The 15878-nt window shown below is 52.9% G+C and carries 17 protein-coding genes, 1 tRNA gene and 1 other RNA gene; 8 read left to right on the forward strand and 11 right to left on the reverse strand.

Annotated elements, in window-relative coordinates:
- Nucleotides 1–2 precede the first annotated feature (2 nt).
- The gene (locus tag IE073_RS10305; RefSeq protein ID WP_189585269.1) at nucleotides 3–623 is read left to right on the forward strand and encodes a response regulator transcription factor; all 621 of its coding nucleotides are present in this window, start codon (nucleotides 3–5) and stop codon (nucleotides 621–623) included.
- Nucleotides 624–796: 173 nt separating this feature from the next.
- On the opposite strand, the gene IE073_RS10310 is transcribed toward IE073_RS10305, so the two are convergent.
- Both IE073_RS10310 and IE073_RS10315 read right to left on the reverse strand, forming a co-directional pair.
- Nucleotides 797–872, reverse strand: a tRNA-Ala gene (locus tag IE073_RS10310).
- Nucleotides 873–971: 99 nt separating this feature from the next.
- Complete coding sequence (locus IE073_RS10315) at nucleotides 972–1436, reverse strand: TIGR02300 family protein (RefSeq protein WP_189585272.1); 465 nt, start codon at nucleotides 1434–1436, stop codon at nucleotides 972–974.
- A 107-nt stretch (nucleotides 1437–1543) separates the two neighbouring features.
- On the opposite strand from IE073_RS10315, the gene aroA reads away from it, so the two are divergent.
- The 4 genes from aroA (at nucleotide 1544) to rfbA (ending at nucleotide 5606) form a co-directional block, all read left to right on the forward strand.
- Entirely contained in the window at nucleotides 1544–2866 is a 1323-nt protein-coding gene (aroA, locus tag IE073_RS10320) for a 3-phosphoshikimate 1-carboxyvinyltransferase (RefSeq protein WP_189585275.1), read from the forward strand.
- Nucleotides 2863–3486: a (d)CMP kinase gene (cmk, locus tag IE073_RS10325; protein WP_189585278.1), complete on the forward strand. Its 624-nt coding sequence runs from the start codon at nucleotides 2863–2865 to the stop codon at nucleotides 3484–3486. The genes aroA and cmk overlap by 4 nt, the downstream gene beginning before the upstream one ends.
- An 88-nt stretch (nucleotides 3487–3574) precedes the next feature.
- Nucleotides 3575–4588 (forward strand): dTDP-glucose 4,6-dehydratase, encoded by a 1014-nt coding sequence (rfbB, locus tag IE073_RS10330; protein WP_189585281.1) that lies wholly within the window; start codon nucleotides 3575–3577, stop codon nucleotides 4586–4588.
- A 148-nt stretch (nucleotides 4589–4736) separates the two neighbouring features.
- Nucleotides 4737–5606 carry a glucose-1-phosphate thymidylyltransferase RfbA gene (gene rfbA, locus IE073_RS10335; RefSeq protein ID WP_189585284.1) on the forward strand — a complete coding sequence of 290 codons (870 nt, stop codon included), beginning with the start codon at nucleotides 4737–4739 and terminating at the stop codon, nucleotides 5604–5606.
- Here rfbA and IE073_RS10340 read toward each other — a convergent pair.
- Nucleotides 5603–6712: a S1C family serine protease gene (locus IE073_RS10340; protein WP_233350001.1), complete on the reverse strand. Its 1110-nt coding sequence runs from the start codon at nucleotides 6710–6712 to the stop codon at nucleotides 5603–5605. The two genes, rfbA and IE073_RS10340, sit on opposite strands and share 4 nt — an antisense overlap.
- A 735-nt stretch (nucleotides 6713–7447) precedes the next feature.
- Between IE073_RS10340 and IE073_RS10345 the strand changes: the two genes are divergently transcribed.
- The gene (locus IE073_RS10345; protein WP_189585291.1) at nucleotides 7448–8740 is read left to right on the forward strand and encodes an ATP-dependent DNA helicase; all 1293 of its coding nucleotides are present in this window, start codon (nucleotides 7448–7450) and stop codon (nucleotides 8738–8740) included.
- A 59-nt stretch (nucleotides 8741–8799) separates the two neighbouring features.
- Here IE073_RS10345 and IE073_RS10350 read toward each other — a convergent pair whose 3' ends face one another.
- The 8 genes from IE073_RS10350 to IE073_RS10380 form a co-directional block, all read right to left on the reverse strand.
- Nucleotides 8800–9576 (reverse strand): YebC/PmpR family DNA-binding transcriptional regulator, encoded by a 777-nt coding sequence (locus IE073_RS10350; protein ID WP_189585294.1) that lies wholly within the window; start codon nucleotides 9574–9576, stop codon nucleotides 8800–8802.
- Nucleotides 9577–9678: 102 nt separating this feature from the next.
- Nucleotides 9679–10494 carry a TIGR00282 family metallophosphoesterase gene (locus IE073_RS10355; protein WP_189585297.1) on the reverse strand — a complete coding sequence of 272 codons (816 nt, stop codon included), beginning with the start codon at nucleotides 10492–10494 and terminating at the stop codon, nucleotides 9679–9681.
- Nucleotides 10491–11036, reverse strand: a complete 546-nt coding sequence (locus IE073_RS10360; RefSeq protein WP_189585300.1) for a 5-formyltetrahydrofolate cyclo-ligase — start codon at nucleotides 11034–11036, stop codon at nucleotides 10491–10493. The genes IE073_RS10355 and IE073_RS10360 overlap by 4 nt, the downstream gene beginning before the upstream one ends.
- Nucleotides 11033–11512 (reverse strand): hypothetical protein, encoded by a 480-nt coding sequence (locus tag IE073_RS10365; RefSeq protein WP_189585303.1) that lies wholly within the window; start codon nucleotides 11510–11512, stop codon nucleotides 11033–11035. The genes IE073_RS10360 and IE073_RS10365 overlap by 4 nt, the downstream gene beginning before the upstream one ends.
- 66 nt (nucleotides 11513–11578) lie before the next feature.
- Nucleotides 11579–11737: non-coding RNA, 6S RNA (gene ssrS / locus IE073_RS14320), on the reverse strand.
- 60 nt (nucleotides 11738–11797) lie between these two features.
- A complete protein-coding gene (locus IE073_RS10370; RefSeq protein ID WP_189585306.1) occupies nucleotides 11798–12793 on the reverse strand; it encodes an SGNH/GDSL hydrolase family protein in 996 nt (331 codons plus the stop codon).
- A 48-nt stretch (nucleotides 12794–12841) separates the two neighbouring features.
- A complete protein-coding gene (locus tag IE073_RS10375; protein ID WP_189585308.1) occupies nucleotides 12842–13201 on the reverse strand; it encodes a cell division protein ZapA in 360 nt (119 codons plus the stop codon).
- Between the two features lies 1 nt (nucleotide 13202).
- Nucleotides 13203–13502, reverse strand: a complete 300-nt coding sequence (locus IE073_RS10380; protein ID WP_233350002.1) for a hypothetical protein — start codon at nucleotides 13500–13502, stop codon at nucleotides 13203–13205.
- 153 nt (nucleotides 13503–13655) lie between these two features.
- Here IE073_RS10380 and gap point away from each other — a divergent pair, with 153 nt between their 5' ends.
- Complete coding sequence (gene gap, locus IE073_RS10385) at nucleotides 13656–14675, forward strand: type I glyceraldehyde-3-phosphate dehydrogenase (protein WP_189585314.1); 1020 nt, start codon at nucleotides 13656–13658, stop codon at nucleotides 14673–14675.
- A complete protein-coding gene (locus tag IE073_RS10390) occupies nucleotides 14672–15853 on the forward strand; it encodes a phosphoglycerate kinase (RefSeq protein WP_189585316.1) in 1182 nt (393 codons plus the stop codon). The genes gap and IE073_RS10390 overlap by 4 nt, the downstream gene beginning before the upstream one ends.
- Nucleotides 15854–15878: the final 25 nt, after the last annotated feature.

A 15878-nucleotide genomic window follows, 5' to 3' on the forward strand; every position in this document is an offset into this window, starting at 1 on the left:
CGATGACTAAAACCGTTCTGATCGCAGATGACCACCCGTTTATCGCCGAGGGCATGGAAAAGGCGATCAAGTCCGTTGCGGGCCTGCGCGTGATCGGGAAAGCGTTTAACGGTATCGAGGCCATCGCGGCGATCAAAAAATTTCAACCAGATTGCGCCGTGCTGGATTTGAGTATGCCTGGTGCAAATGGCATGGAAGTATTCCTTGAAGCCAAGCGTTGGTCGCCAAATACCAAATTTATTATCGTGACGGGTATCTCTGCCGCGGTTTTGTTCAAACAGCTCTACGATGCTGGCATTGATGGATTGTTTGTAAAAAACGCCCCTGCGGAGCAGATAACTGACGGTATTTTGCGGGTGTGTGCAGGGCACCGCGTGATTTCTGATGAGGTCATGGCGGAAATAGAAAGCGTTGAGGCAAAGAAAAAGCTCTCTAATCGCGAGGTGGAGGTTTTGAACGCCTTGTCGCGCGGCAAAAATAATCGAGAGATTGCGGAAGCTTTGGGCTTGAGTCCAAAAACGATTGATAGCCATAGAACGAACCTTCTTCGCAAGATGAATGTCAATTCAACGGCGGCCCTCTTGGTCAAAGCGATACAAACTGGGATACTGGATGTCCAGTGAGAGCCGATCTGTTTAGATGGGACTGACAGGTTGTCAGAGGGGACTTCCTCTTCATTCTAGATGTGAGGTTATTCCGCGCAAGATTAGGTTTGTCCAAAAATTCAACTTTGGGACAACGCTTTAAATCATGTTGAGTGGATACCGCTGTCGTTCAAATCTGAATCAGCATCAAATGGTGGAGCCTAGGAGAGTCGAACTCCTGACCTCTTGCATGCCATGCAAGCGCTCTACCAACTGAGCTAAGGCCCCTAAATGATGTCCATTTGGGTTTGATCGCGCCGTTTAACGTCCGACGCGCGACGTGGCAAGTGTGTTTTGCGGGCTAGAGTGATCTAACCCGCAATTTTATTAGATTTCGATTTCTTCGGCGTCATCGTCATCGTCGGCATCTGCGACTGGCGGCAAGACATCGTCATCATCGTCGGCGACGAGAGCGGCGTCTTCATCTTCGTCTTCATCGGTTGAGAAACCATCGAAGTCAGGGGATGTGGCATCATCATCATCGCCAGCGGCACCAGAAATGATCGCGGCATCGTCACCGTCAAGCTCTAGCTCTTTCGCTGCGGCTTCATCTTCGTCGATGTCATCTTCATCAATTTCAACGGCATCTTCAATATCGTCATCATCGTCATCATCAGATTTGGACGTTTGCGGCTTCAGTGGCGCATTTGGTAAAACAACGTTCGGATCCAGCTCGCTGGGGTCAAAACTATTTTGACACATCGGGCAAACAGCCGGATTGCGGGTGAGATCGTAAAATTTCGCTTCGCACTCGGGACAGACCCGTTTTGTGCCGATATCGACTTTTGCCATGAGGGACACCTTCTATTGTCTTGCGATTAGCTTGCAGATTTGCCAGACCGTCGCGTCTTAGCGACTGACCAATCTGAGTCAACAATCAATGGAGGCGCAAGCCCGTCATGCGCAGTTCTTCTACCCGCTCACACGCTCTTTCAGGCACTGTAAGTGCTCCAGGCGACAAGTCCATCAGCCACCGCGCGATGATTTTCGGCGCAATGGCAACCGGCACAACCCATGTAACCGGATTGTTAGAGGGAGCCGATATCCTCTCTACGGCCTCCGTCATGCAGGCTTTAGGCGCGAAAATCATGAAAACAGGTGTCGGAGCCTATCAAGTCGAAGGCTGCGGCGAGGGCGGTTTGCAAACGCCAGACGTGAATTTGGACTGCGGGAACGCTGGGACAGGCGTCAGATTGATTATGGGTGCCTGTGCTGGATATAAGTTGCGTGCGACCTATACTGGCGATGCCTCCCTTTCCTCTCGCCCCATGAACCGAATTCTCGACCCACTGCGGGAGATGGGCGCCATCGCTACGGCGCAAGAAGGCGGACGATTGCCGGTGACCTTGGAAAGTGACGGGGATTTGAAACCCCTGACCTATACACCGCCTGTGGCTTCCGCCCAGATTAAGTCGGCTGTTTTGCTCGCCGCCGTGAATACAAAGGGCGTCACGACCATCACCGAACCTATTCCGACACGCGATCATACGGAAAATATGTTGCGCGCCTTTGGCGCGACCATTGAGGTGACACAGAAAAATGGGGCAGACGTCATCCGCCTTGATGGGCCTGTTCGACTTAAGGGGACGAAGGTCAACGTGCCAGGCGACCCGTCTTCCGCTGCATTTATAATTGTCGCGGCTCTGATTACCCCAGGATCTGATGTTTTGGTTGAAAATGTGATGATGAACCCGACACGGACCGGCCTATTTGATTGCTTGACCGAAATGGGCGGACATGTGCGTCCAACCTACTTCCGCAAATCCGGTGGAGAGGTCATTGCCGATATTCATGTAAAATCTTCAAAACTTCACGGAATTACGGTCCCGCCCGCCCGCGCGGCCTCAATGATCGACGAATACCCAATCCTCGCGGTAGCCGCGTCCGTCGCCAAAGGCACGACCATCATGGATGATATTGCCGAATTGCGCGTGAAGGAAAGTGATCGTATCAAAGCGACAGTCGCTTTGCTGGCAAATAATGGTGTCGACGTGACCGAATTGGAGAATGGGATTAAGGTTGTCGGCGGCGAGGTCAGTGGCGGCGGTCTGGTCACAACTCATCATGATCACCGCATCGCGATGAGCGCGCTTATCCTAGGCTTGGTCGCGGATGCGCCCGTGACGATTGATGATGGCGCGATGATCGCGACAAGCTTTCCAACATTTTTCGATGTGATGACGGGGCTCGGAGCCAATATTTCGATTGATAAAACCGCATGAGCGTTATCGCGATAGACGGAACATTTGCCTCTGGTAAAGGGACGCTCGGCAAAGGTCTCGCCGCGCATTATGGCTTGCCTTATCTGGATACGGGAAAGCTCTACCGCGCGACGGCGAAGCGCGTACTGGATGCGGGCGGTGACGTCACATCTTCGGTTGACGGGGCGCGTGCGGCTAAGTCGATCAAGACCGATGAACTATCTGACCCAATTCTGAAATCAGGTCCCATCGGCGCGGCCGCTTCAAAAGTCTCTGTTCATCCAGCCGTCCGGGCTGCTTTGTTTGATTTCCAACGGGATTTCGCGGCTAAAGGTGGCGTCTTGGACGGCCGCGATATTGGCACTGTGATTTGCCCGGATGCAGACGTAAAACTGTATGTAACAGCCAGTCCTGAAGAGCGCGCCAAACGCCGACATGCTGAATTGAGGGGCTATGGCGAGCAAGTTTCTGTTGAAGAGGTTCTGGCGCAATTGATAGAGCGCGACACGCGCGATAGTACCCGCGCTACGGCCCCGCTGAAACCTGCAGCTGACGCGCATATGATCGATACGACGGGCATGAGCATTTCGGAGGTCTTGAACGCCGCCATTGCCATCTGTGACGCGGTCCTTAAGCGCTAAAGACCTTATTCTTGTCTCTTCCCGTGGCTATGCTAGGCAGAACAAACGCGCGGTCTGACCTGAAACTTCGACATGAAGATGAGAGCCAATGAAAATACTTGTGACAGGCGGAGCGGGTTTCATTGGGTCTGCGGTGTGCCGTCTGGCCGTTAGCCGTGGGCATCAAGTCATCAACCTAGACTGTCTGACCTATGCCGCAAACCTTGCGAACGTTTCCATGCTTGAGGCTCCAAATTATGTGCTGGAGGTCGCTAATATTTGCGACAGTGAAGCGGTTTCACGGATATTCGAAACCCATCAACCTGACGCAGTTCTGCATTTGGCCGCAGAATCCCATGTTGACCGATCTATCGCAGGGCCGGGGCAATTTCTTGAGACGAACATAATGGGGACATTTGTTCTGCTGGAGGCAGCCCGGGCCTATCGCGACGGTTTAACAGCAGATCGCCAAGCTGCGTTCCGGTTCCACCATGTCTCTACGGATGAAGTCTATGGTGATTTAGAACCGTCGGACCCTGCTTTCACGGAAACCACGGCTTACAACCCGTCGTCCCCTTATTCAGCTTCGAAAGCGGCGTCCGATCATTTGGTGCGGGCGTGGTGTCGGACCTATGGTTTACCCGTCCTGATTACGAATTGCTCGAACAATTACGGTCCCTATCAGTTCCCGGAAAAGTTGATTCCTGTTGTTATTTTAAATGCTCTGCGCGGCGCGCCCATTCCGATTTATGGCGCGGGAGACAATATTCGAGATTGGCTTTATGTTGAGGATCACGCCGACGCACTTTTGACGGTATTAGACCGAGGCGAGATCGGTGAGACGTATAATATTGGGGGCAACACAGAGCGCACAAATCTAGAGCTCGTCAAGACAATCTGCGCCCTAATGGACCGCAGGGAGGATACGACACGCACTGATCATACCGCCTTGATCACCTTCGTTACGGACCGCCTGGGGCATGACAAACGTTACGCTGTTGATGGGTCCCGCATTCAATCTGACCTTGGCTGGACGCCCAATACCAAGTTTGAAGACGGTCTAGAGAAGACAATCGACTGGTACTTGACCCGACGCGATTGGTGGGAGCCCCTAATAGGCTAACCACGATCAATTCCTGCGCTTCCTTTTCCTGAGTTGCGAAACCCGCTTGAAGTCGGACTTTGTGTTATCTAACGTCTGCTGACGCGCTGAAAGACTTCGGTCTTTCGTTTACCTTTACTGATCGCCTTGCGACACTGGACGGCCATTTATGAAGGGTATTATTTTAGCGGGCGGCACAGGATCACGCCTTTATCCTCTGACGCTGGTGACTTCGAAACAGTTGCTGCAAGTTTATGACAAGCCGATGATTTATTATCCGCTGTCCACACTCATGATGGCGGGTATTCGCGACATTTTGATTATCACGACGCCGCAGGACTCGGATAATTTTAAACGCCTTTTGGGCGATGGTTCACATTTGGGCGTAAACTTAACTTTCGCGGAGCAACCGTCGCCAGATGGATTGGCGCAAGCCTTTATCATTGGACGTGATTTTGTTGGTGATGACAGCGTCGCGCTCGTCTTAGGTGATAATATTCTGTACGGGAGCGGCCAGCCCAGCTTCCTGAAAGCGGCCGCATCACGCATGAACGGCGCTACCATATTTGGTTGCCGCGTGGCTGATCCCGAACGCTATGGCGTTTTGGAACTCGATAAAGACCAGCGCGTGATCGCGATTGAAGAAAAACCGACACAACCCAAGTCAAATTTCGCCGTCATTGGCCTTTATTTTTATGACAATAGTGTTCTGGACATCGCCGCAAATGTCCAACCTTCAGCGCGAGGGGAATTAGAGATCACGGATGTGAACCTCGCCTATCTCGAACGCGGCGATTTGAATGTCGAGTTGTTGAGCGATGGCTTTGCCTGGTTCGACACAGGGACACATGAATCGCTCTTAGATGCGGGCAATTACGTGAGAACATTGTCTGACCGCCACGGATTGCGGGTCTGTTCGCCTGAAGAAATTGCTTGGCGGAACGGTTGGATGAGCGATGCCGAAATTTTGGAAGTCGGCGAGGCGCTTTCTAAGAGCGGCTATGGCGAATATCTCCTAAAACTACCAAAGGGTCGTTAGTTCTCCAAACCGTCAGATTGAAGGACAGGGGCAAGAACACCGTTGAAATCTGCTGTCTTGATATAGTCCTGACCACGGACGATGACGACACTTTCTGATGACTTCCCATCACGAATATAGGTGACAAAGACGCCCGTGTTTGGCCGCACTAGACCCACGGCGTAGCGAAGGTCAGAGCTGTTTCCAATAACGCGCTCGCCGAAATGGGTCACAATGTCATCGACACGCAATCCGCCCTCCGCCGCCGCGCCACCTGTCGTGACTTCGACAATATGCGCACCGTCTAGATCGTCTAGATCCAGTCGCGCTTGCACCTCTTGGGTGACGGGAGAGATCATGACGCCAAGCGAGCCGCGCGAGACCACGCCATAGGTTTCCAGCTGATCGGCCACGGCGCGAAATGTATGAGATGGAATTGCAAAGCCAATGCCTGAGGAGCCTCTATCCTTGGCAACAATCGCAGAATTTATGCCAATTAATTCACCTGCAGAATTGACCAGTGCGCCGCCTGAATTACCAGGATTAATGGCGGCGTCCGTTTGGATGAGGTCGGAATACCCGAGCGGATTATCATCTGTGCGCCCAATGGCGGACACGATACCCGTGCTGACGCTGTGCGAGAGGCCAAAGGGATTACCGACGGCGATGACCAAATCCCCGACCATCACATCATCAGACATCGAGATCGGCAGCGCGGTCAAATCTTCGGCTGTAATCCGCAGCAAAGCTAAATCTGTTTCACTATCCTGACCCAAAATACTCGCAGCGTAGCGGCGTTTATCAGAGAGAATGATACTCATGGATTGCGCATCTGCGATCACATGATCATTCGTCAAGATAAGCCCTTTTTCTGCATCAATGATCACGCCCGACCCAATTCCGCCTACGGTCGTGCCATCTGCCTCTTCTGACATCACCGTCGAAATCGACACAACGCCCGGCGTCACGCCCTGAATGATCGGGGCCATAGTGAATACATTTCGGGTGGCGTCATAACTGATTGCCGAATTCGATTGGGCGAACACTGGCGTAGCAGCTGCAACAGTGAGGGCGGATAGAAGAAGGACGAAAGGACGACGCAAAGCAGACTCCAGTTTGAGTGGCACTTAGGGAATTGCAAATGGGCGCATATGCAATGTTATAACTAACACAGAATTACCCGCGTTCCGCAAGCGCGAAATCCCGATATGGGGAGTTTGTAACCGAACCGACGAAATGATGACTGAAAAGTAAACTCCATCGACATTGCCCAATTGGGTGTGCCTCGCTCAGGTTATCGGAGACGCTCCCGCAATAGGTTTTCACCCACGCGCCTAGGCTCGCAGCCCTGATTGAAACTATTGTTTCAACATGAGGGTCTACCGAAATGCGTTCCCGATGAGATAGGACGTCCGCGCAGTGGCAACCGCGATGGCTGCCGAATAGGTATAAATGTTTACGCAATTGCCATGTGCATTTGGTTGTCAACCAATTGCACGACCGCGCGGCGATGCTTCTCGTGTAGCGGCCTCACTTGATTGCAGCCGTTACAGGCTGTCAGGCACGCGCTACCCGGCCCCTTGAATTCTGGCGTTACCCAAAACTCAATAGACACACCGTCTCTCGATACCAGCCAGTCACGTATACTTGCCTGTCCCGTGTCCGAGAGAACTATTTAAACATACGGGCAAAAATGATTGCGGGGATCATTTTCCCGAAATTAGATTTAAGCGCTTGAAAAAGCGGGACTGTAACGCCTGTATTACGGGATCATTATTTTCAGTCTTCCATAGGCTGGACTAGTCTTTGCCCTTATGCAGACTTTTCAGAAAATTCTCCTCGACCCTCCCGAAAGGTCCTTCGTGTCCACATTTGACCAAGCTCCCGCGCGCTACGACGCGGACCCGACGATCAGTCATATTTTGGAGCAGATTCGGTCGGACGACCGCGCGCCGATTTTGGTCACGGGCGAAGCCGGAACGGGGAAATCAACGCTGGTCAACTATCTAAAACGGCTTCCCGATATCGGTAATACTGTCGTCCTCGCGCCGACGGGTGTGGCGGCTCTGAATGTAGGCGGCCAGACCCTGCATTCATTTTTTCGCCTGCCTTTCCAAGTTATCGATGAAGCCGCGCTCAGTGATCAACGTAGCAATCGATTATGGAAGAAGGTCGAGCTGATCATCATTGATGAAATCTCTATGGTACGGGCCGACATATTGGACGGGATTGATATGATCTTGCGTCGCGCACAGGCGTCTGACCTGCCCTTCGGGGGGGTGAAGCTGCTCATGGTCGGAGATTTCCACCAACTCCCACCTGTCATTCCAAACCGAGAACAAGCTGTCTTGGCGCAACTCGGCTATGGCGGACCCTATGCCTATGACGCCAAAGTGCTTCAGCGCGATCCGCCTGTGCATTTTGAACTCACCAAGGTTTATCGTCAGAAAGATCCGCATTTCGTCAGCCTTCTGTCGGATATCCGCGTTGCGCGGAATGTTGCCGCGGCGGTGTCGACGTTGAATGAAATTTGTGTACGTCCGCACCGTGACGCTCACACGCCCGTCTTATTGACGGCGACGAATGCTGTTGCCGATCGTTATAATCGACAAGGGTTGGAGGACTTAACGCCGCCCACCGTTGAATATAGTTGCAAAGTAAAAGGCAAGTTTAATGAGAAACGCGCGCCAGCGCCCGCACAGTTGAAGCTCAAAAAAGGCGCGCGCGTCATGGCCGTGAAAAATGATCCGCAGAAGCGATGGGTCAATGGCTCTCTGGGTACGATCACGGATCTGACGGCTGAAGAGGTGTATGTGAAATTTGATAGTGGGGGCGGTGTACGAAAAATCGAAGCCACAAAATGGGAAGCCATTAGCTATAAATGGAGTGAAGCCGACCAGAAAATGATCGAATCCGCCACAGCCACCTTTGAGCAGATTCCGCTCATTCTGGCATGGGCCGTGACCATTCATAAGGCGCAAGGTCTGACACTGGATGACGTGCGGATTGATTTAGGGCGCGGTGCCTTCGCTTCCGGTCAGACATATGTCGCCTTGTCTCGCGCGCGGACATTGCAGGGGTTATCGCTTACTGCGCCTTTGCGGGTCCAAGATGTTCCCAGCAGTTCGCACACGACGGCTTTTGCAAGGTGGTAGGTGGCGCATAAAAAAAGCGGCCTCAACGGGCCGCTTTTTAAAACTATGTCGCGCGGGCTCTAGTCTTCTTCGAGACGGGCGGCGGCTTCTTCGGTCATATCAAAGTTATGATAGACGTCATTGACGTCATCGACATCTTCGAGAGCGTCTTGAAGTCTGACAACTTGGGCGGCCGCATCGGGATTGTCGATATCATTTTGCCCTTTCCAAACCAAGTTGACGGATTTGGCATCGCCGAACTGCTCTTGAAGCGCAGCTGAAACTGTTCCGAGATCGTCCCGGGCTGTCCAGATTGTATGTACGGGCTCGACTTCGTCCCACTGATCTTCTGCGGGCTCGTCTGTTTCGCAATCATCGGCGCCGGCTTCGATTGCGGCTTCCATCATTGTGTCTTCATCCGTCGTATCCAGCGGATATTCAATTTTACCGACTTGGTCGAACATGAAGGACACAGAGCCTGTTTCGCCCATATTCCCACCGTTTTTAGAGAACGCTGTCCGAACCGCCATGGCTGTGCGGTTTTTGTTATCGGTAGACGCTTCGACGATGAAACCAATTCCAGCGGGGCCAAAGCCTTCATAGCGGATATCTTCGTAATCATCGCCTTCGCCGCCCGCGCCTTTATCAACGGCGCGTTGGATGTTGTCCTTTGGCATGGACTGGCCTTTGGCGTTGGCGATGGCCAAACGCAGGCGCGGGTTCATGTCGGGATCGGGTCCACCGATTTTTGATGCAATCGCGATGTCTTTCGCGAGTTTGGAGAACAGCTTGGAGCGCAGCTTATCCTGACGCCCTTTGCGATGCTGAATATTGGCCCATTTGGAATGTCCTGCCATGGGAGACCTCTTTTTCTTAAATTCTGAATTTGAGAGGGCTTTAGCGAGGGGGGCGCATGGGCGCAACCGTGTGGATGCGCTCGCGTTTCGTTCAGTCTCAGCTTATTGTGGTGTTGGCACTGTTTCGGCTAATTGCCCGCCCATGCGGATAGGCTCGATGCGGGTCGCGAGTCCATTGGCGCCAGTTTCGACATAAACGCCGCAAAGCGTGCCGGGGCCGCTGGCGGTTGTGAAGCGCCCGCCACGCATTTTAGTCGTGAAGCGGCGCAGAGGCTCTTCAGTTTCCATACCAATGATGGAATCGTAATCGCCGCACATGCCTGCGTCGGTTTGATAGGCGGTTCCATTTGGCAAAATGCGCGCATCGCCCGTTGGCACATGCGAATGCGTTCCGACGACAAGGCTGGCGCGACCATCGCAAAAATAGCCCATTCCATTTTTCTCTGACGTCGCTTCGGCGTGGACATCGACGAGAACGAAATCAGCGACCGAGCCTAGAGGGGCTGCGTCCAATTCGGCTTCAACAGCGTGGAAAGGATTATCAAGCGTGTCCATGAAGACGTTGCCCAGAACATTGATCACAAGCAGCTGGAATCCATTAACATCGAATAATCCAGCCCCCCGACCAGGTGTTGTCCCCTTGGGGTAATTACATGGACGGATGATGCGTGGGTCATTATCGATAACGGAAATACCCTGAGCTTGATCAAATGTATGATTGCCGAGCGTCAGGACATCTGCGCCTGCGTCGAAGAGTTCTTCGGCGGTCGCGCGCGTGATCCCAAACCCGCCCGCCGCATTTTCTGCGTTGATGATGACGGCATCGAGCCCGAGGCGGCCTTTCAGTCCTGGCAAATGACGCTTCACGGCGTCTCGGCCTGAACGTCCGACCACATCTCCGAAAAAGGCGATTTTCATGTCATTATCCTGAAGTCAGTCTCTGTAAGAACCGCGTCCAAACGTGCATCATGCGCGTCCGTTGGTAGTTCGGGGACCTCTTGCCCCGCATAGGCCACACCGCAAGCGAAAACGTCAGATTGCGACCTTAACGCGGCCAATGTGCGGTCATAATACCCGCCACCATAGCCGAGCCGCCTGCCGTCTGCTGTGAAGGCGAGCAGTGGAACGAGAATAAGTTGAGGCGTCAGAAATGGCCCTTTAGCAGGAAATTGAACGCCGTAACGGTCTGTCGCCATCTCGCAATCGGGCGTCCAAAGGCGAAAGCGAAGCGGTGTTGCGGGCGCAGTGATAACGGGCAAGACGATCTGTCGCCCTGCGCCGTGAAGATGATGGAGCAGAGGCCAGATATCAATTTCATCGTTGATTGGGGCGAAACCCGCCACACATTCACCCCGCAGGGTTTGGGGCGGAAACGTTTGTATCAATCGCGTACCCAGATCTGGGACGTGCAAGGCGTTTCGTTTTAACCGCGCTTTTGCGCGAGCCTCTGCTTTTGTCATTTTTTAATCAGGGAGAGCTGTTCTGCTTCTTCTTGTTCGAACAAACGGTATCTCAAGCTATCAGGCGAGACCATGCCGTCCTCGCGGAAACAAAAATCATCGCGCAGTGTCTTTTGTCCGACCGCTTGCCCATCACGATTGAGCGTCAAGGTAAGGGTCGTTGAGGAGGTACAGCCCCCCAGTTGTCCCTGTTTATGGGCCAGATTGCGCAGATATTTATCAACCCCCGCCATGTCTTCGAATCCTACGGTTTTGGTTTCGTCGCCATAGGCTACAGTTTCAGGCGTGAATGTCATAACCCCCGATTCATAGTGGAAGCATCCTGCGGAGGTGAATGAGACAGAAATCGTCGTATCATTCTGCATGTTCACAAAGGAAAATCGATCAATGTCATTGAGGGTCGGCGGCGTAGCGGCGGTCGCTGTAAGCGCGATCATCGCGAAAAAGGATATGAGGCAGGTTTTCAAAAGAGTCATATTTTAACCGCTCCATTCAATCTTGAAGACGCCGCCGATGATAGGCGTCGGACAAGTTTAAAAGTGACGGCAACCACGATGTCCGTGACCGCTTAAGAATCCTCGTGAACCAGAAGTTCAGGTGGGCGCCGGAATTACGTAAACCACGATCTACGCAGAGCCAGCTCCCTAAGGATAGATTAAGGTCCGGTGGATTAGTGCAATTCACGAAACCCGCAGCGACCGTCAAGCTCTATGTGGCGCGTGTGCAGGGGTTGCGCAAGTGACAACGGCTTAATTCCGCATTCAGCGCCGATTTAACGCAGCCTGAAAATCGGCCTCTAAGTCATCGGCGATTTTCTCATGCTCTGCGGCCGTGGGATGGCTGTCCCAAGGTTCACCTTCATAAAGGCCAACTTCGAGGTAACGGACTTGCGGCGTCTCAAAACTCTGCGCGACCTCTCGGACATAGGCTTTTAGGGTCTCGCCTTTCTCTCCGCCTGTCATCGGAGACGAGATGAGGAAAATTTGGGCCTTCGGGTAATCCTTTTGGATACGCGCTACGAAAGTTTTATACGCCACCACCCAGCTTTCGCGATCGGGAATACCCGTGTTGAAATCATTCGTACCGAGCATCACTGAAACAATATCGGCTTGATAATCGGCGGGGTCCCAGAGGTAGTCGGGATTGTCAGGCAAGACGCGGTCGTAAAATTGCGGCGCATTATTTGTGTCGGTGATGCCCTGCCAATCGCGTACTAATCCCCGCCCGCCGTAAGCGACTTGATGAACTTGGGCGTTGAGACGATTTCCCAATACGCGGGGGTAGGCGAGGCGGGCGTTTGAAACCGCTTCGCGTTGACCCGCATCATTGATGCGGGATTGCGTGCCTGTGCCAGCCGTGATGGAATCGCCAATGAAGAGAAGTTTACTTTTGGGGAATGGGGTTGGGTCAATAAAATTGGATCTTGGAGATATCTCAGTTAAAATAATATCTCCCTGCCATGCCTCATTTCTCCGGATAATATCGACCTCTAATTTATTGTCTTCGCTATCGATAAAAATCGTAAGTGGCGAATAACGATCCAATTCCACTGTTCCCCAATCGTCACCATTGGTTCGAATATCAACGGCGAGCAATTCTATGTTTCCGCCGGGCGCAATCGTGAACTGAAGCGCATTCCCGTCGGTTGCTAACCGTAGACGGTTACCTGGAAATGAAAGTCGAATGCCTTCATCTGTGTGGAGTGCGCGACCTTCGACGATGACCGTCTCAAATGTAGTTTTAGGCTTTTGTGCCACGCACGATGCTAGAAAAATACTTGTTAGAACAATGACCCCGAACCGCACTTAACTCGCCAATTTCGCCGCCAATCCCTCAATCCGTTTGGCTGCCTTCGCTAGGGCCTTTGCCGCATCGGCTTGGCTCTTGGCGCTGGCGAGTGTGGCGGCGTCACGCTCTTGTCGGAGGCCTGCGGCGCGCGCATCGACGCGCAGGTCTAGGTTCTCATTCGTGTCCTCGACTTCATCCATCATTGTTATACCTGCCATCACCAAAAGGCGGAGGTCACCGATCTGGCCAAATTGATTGGCCATTTGGGCAACACGGTCATCAAGTTTTTGACCCAGGCGAAGCAAGCGCTCCTCCTCGCCGTCCTCGCATCCCATGGCATATTTGCGACCATTTATGTCTAGGCTGACTTTTCCCATCTTATCCTCCAGATGCGTTTTGAAGCGCCCCGCGCACCACCGTCATGACACGGTCCAGCTCAGCCTCGCTGTCTTGTGTCAATTTGGCAAATTCCGCCTCTCGTGCCGCTAGCCGGTCTTTCGCGGCTTGCGCATCGGCCGCCATTTCATCCAGTTGCGCGGCCAGCTTTACTCGATCTTGACGGAAGGCGTCACTATCCTGCGCGCCTGTTTCCAATTTCTGCATTCGCAACAAGAGCGCATCAATGCCCACCTCGAGCGAATCAACGGCTCGATCCAATTCCGCTTCAGCAGATTTCATGTCAGCGCTGTCATTCATTTAATTCTTCCAGACTCGCAAATATCTTGACAGAATGGCCCGCAAATTGCTGGAAAACAAGGGGTTTATGTTGACTTGTCTCACTGTCCTCCGCAAGGGGTGCGGGTTTTTTCGAACCGTAGGAAATGTACGAAAATGACCATAAAAATTGGTATTAATGGCTTTGGTCGCATTGGGCGCCTCGTGGCGCGCGCCTTGGCGGAATATGACATTTCGGACATAGAGTTGGTTGCCATCAATTCGCCCGGGGCCATTGAAACCTCGACGCATCTTCTGCGCTATGACTCTGTGCATGGTCGTTTTGGCCATAAAGTTGAAATGGGCGAGGGCTATATTGATTTCGGTCGTGGCTGCGTTGCCATGAGCCATGAACGCGATCCGGGCGCCGTTGATTGGGGCGGACTGGGCGTCGATGTCGTCATGGAATGTACAGGTATTTTCCGCTCCAAAGAGAGCGTCCAACCGCATTTGCAAGCTGGCGCGAAAGCGGTCTTGATCTCGGCGCCTGGTACAGGCGTTGATAAAACAATTGTTTATGGCGTGAACCATAATGACATTACAGGCGACGATAAGGTTGTCTCTTGCGCGTCTTGTACGACGAATTGCCTGGCTCCTGTTGCAAAGGTCTTGATGGATACCGTCGGTATTCGCCGTGGCTTTATGACCACCGTTCATAGCTATACCCAAGATCAACGCATCCTAGATAACAGCCACAAAGACTTATATCGTGCCCGCGCGGCGGCTTTGAACATGATCCCGACCAGCACCGGCGCGGCCAAAGCGGTGGGACTTGTCATCCCAGAGCTCAAAGGTCGTCTCTCAGGTTCGGCTGTCCGCGTGCCAACGGCCAATGTCTCCATGGTTGATCTGGCGTTTCAGCCCGAGATGAAAACAACTGCTGAAGAAATTAATGCTCTCATGGCCGAAGCTGCGGCAGGTCCCATGAAAGGCGTGATTTGCTATTCTGAAAACCCGCTGGTGAGTTCCGATCTTAATCATGACCCGCATAGCGCAATTTTTGCCTCCCTTCTGACGAAAGCGCTCGACGGTGATTTGGTAAAAATCATTGCGTGGTATGATAATGAGTGGGGTTTTGCTAACCGTATGATCGATGTTGCCCGCGTTATGGGCGAAAATATGGATCATGCCGCATGAGCTTCAATCGTATAGAATCCGCTGAATTAGCGGGCAAGACTGCCATCGTCCGCGTGGATTTCAATGTTCCACGGGATGCAGACGGAAACATCACGGATGACACACGCATCCGGTCGGCCCTGCCAACTATCCAACATCTGCAAGGCCATGGCGCGAAGACCGTTCTGTTATCTCATTTTGGACGCCCAGAAGGACAGCCAAACCCTGACATGTCGTTGCGGTTTATTGTACCCGCTCTTGAGAAAGCGCTCGGCGAGACAGTCACATTTGTTGAACGACCTAGTCCTGATATGATCGCTGACCTTGACCAAGACGCTATCGTTTTGGTCGAAAACACGCGGTTTTCTGCAATGGAAACACAGGGCGATCCAAAGATGGCGAAATTCCTCGCCAGCCTTGGCGATGTCTTTATCATGGACGCCTTTTCAGCGTCGCACCGTAAACATGCCAGTAGCGCTGTTATTGGTGAATATCTCCCGTCTTACGCCGGTCTGGCTATGGAACGCGAGCTTGATCACTTAGCTGCCGCGCTGGACCATCCAGAGACGCCGGTCATGGCGCTCGTCGGCGGTGCCAAAGTCAGTACAAAAATTGACCTTCTGGAAAACCTCGTCTCCCGCCTCGATACACTCGTGATCGGCGGGGGGATGGCCAATACATTCCTCTATGCCCAAGGTCATGATGTCGGCGCGTCACTGTGCGAGAAAGACCTGCGCGACAAGGCTCTCGACATTCTCAAGGCGGCCGAGAAAGAAAATTGCCGCATCGTCTTACCCGTGGACGTCGTTGTTGCGACCGAGTTCAAAGCCAATGCGGAGAGCCGCGTCTGCGGTCTGGGCGAGGTCAAGACCAATGAGATGATCTTGGACGCGGGCCCTGATACGGTGTCCGCTATTCTAGATGTCATGGACGCTTCAAAGACCCTAATTTGGAACGGGCCGCTGGGCGCGTTTGAAATGACCCCATTTGATACATCGACGGTTGAATGCGCGAAATACGCGGCCAAGCTCTGCCGTAAAGGCAATCTCATCTGCGTTGCAGGCGGCGGCGATACAGTTGCCGCGCTGGCCTTGGCCGACGTGCTTGATGACTTCACATTTATTTCTACAGCTGGTGGCGCCTTCCTCGAATGGATGGAAGGCAAAACTCTGCCTGGTGTAGATATTCTTAAAGCCTAAACTCTCAAGACGACACGGAGCGCAA

The organism is Litorimonas cladophorae (genome assembly GCF_014652455.1).
Classification (GTDB): Bacteria; Pseudomonadota; Alphaproteobacteria; order Caulobacterales; family Maricaulaceae; genus Litorimonas; species Litorimonas cladophorae.

What these genes read in the sequence shown, in the direction of transcription:
- IE073_RS10305 (WP_189585269.1), top strand. Translation starts at nt 3, where the DNA reads ATGACTAAAACCGTTCTGATCGCAGATGACCACCCGTTTATCGCCGAG.
- IE073_RS10315 (WP_189585272.1), bottom strand. Translation starts at nt 1,436, where the DNA reads ATGGCAAAAGTCGATATCGGCACAAAACGGGTCTGTCCCGAGTGCGAA.
- aroA (WP_189585275.1), top strand. Translation starts at nt 1,544, where the DNA reads ATGCGCAGTTCTTCTACCCGCTCACACGCTCTTTCAGGCACTGTAAGT.
- cmk (WP_189585278.1), top strand. Translation starts at nt 2,863, where the DNA reads ATGAGCGTTATCGCGATAGACGGAACATTTGCCTCTGGTAAAGGGACG.
- rfbB (WP_189585281.1), top strand. Translation starts at nt 3,575, where the DNA reads ATGAAAATACTTGTGACAGGCGGAGCGGGTTTCATTGGGTCTGCGGTG.
- rfbA (WP_189585284.1), top strand. Translation starts at nt 4,737, where the DNA reads ATGAAGGGTATTATTTTAGCGGGCGGCACAGGATCACGCCTTTATCCT.
- IE073_RS10350 (WP_189585294.1), bottom strand. Translation starts at nt 9,576, where the DNA reads ATGGCAGGACATTCCAAATGGGCCAATATTCAGCATCGCAAAGGGCGT.
- IE073_RS10355 (WP_189585297.1), bottom strand. Translation starts at nt 10,494, where the DNA reads ATGAAAATCGCCTTTTTCGGAGATGTGGTCGGACGTTCAGGCCGAGAC.
- IE073_RS10360 (WP_189585300.1), bottom strand. Translation starts at nt 11,036, where the DNA reads ATGACAAAAGCAGAGGCTCGCGCAAAAGCGCGGTTAAAACGAAACGCC.
- IE073_RS10365 (WP_189585303.1), bottom strand. Translation starts at nt 11,512, where the DNA reads ATGACTCTTTTGAAAACCTGCCTCATATCCTTTTTCGCGATGATCGCG.
- IE073_RS10375 (WP_189585308.1), bottom strand. Translation starts at nt 13,201, where the DNA reads ATGGGAAAAGTCAGCCTAGACATAAATGGTCGCAAATATGCCATGGGA.
- IE073_RS10380 (WP_233350002.1), bottom strand. Translation starts at nt 13,502, where the DNA reads ATGAAATCTGCTGAAGCGGAATTGGATCGAGCCGTTGATTCGCTCGAG.
- gap (WP_189585314.1), top strand. Translation starts at nt 13,656, where the DNA reads ATGACCATAAAAATTGGTATTAATGGCTTTGGTCGCATTGGGCGCCTC.
- IE073_RS10390 (WP_189585316.1), top strand. Translation starts at nt 14,672, where the DNA reads ATGAGCTTCAATCGTATAGAATCCGCTGAATTAGCGGGCAAGACTGCC.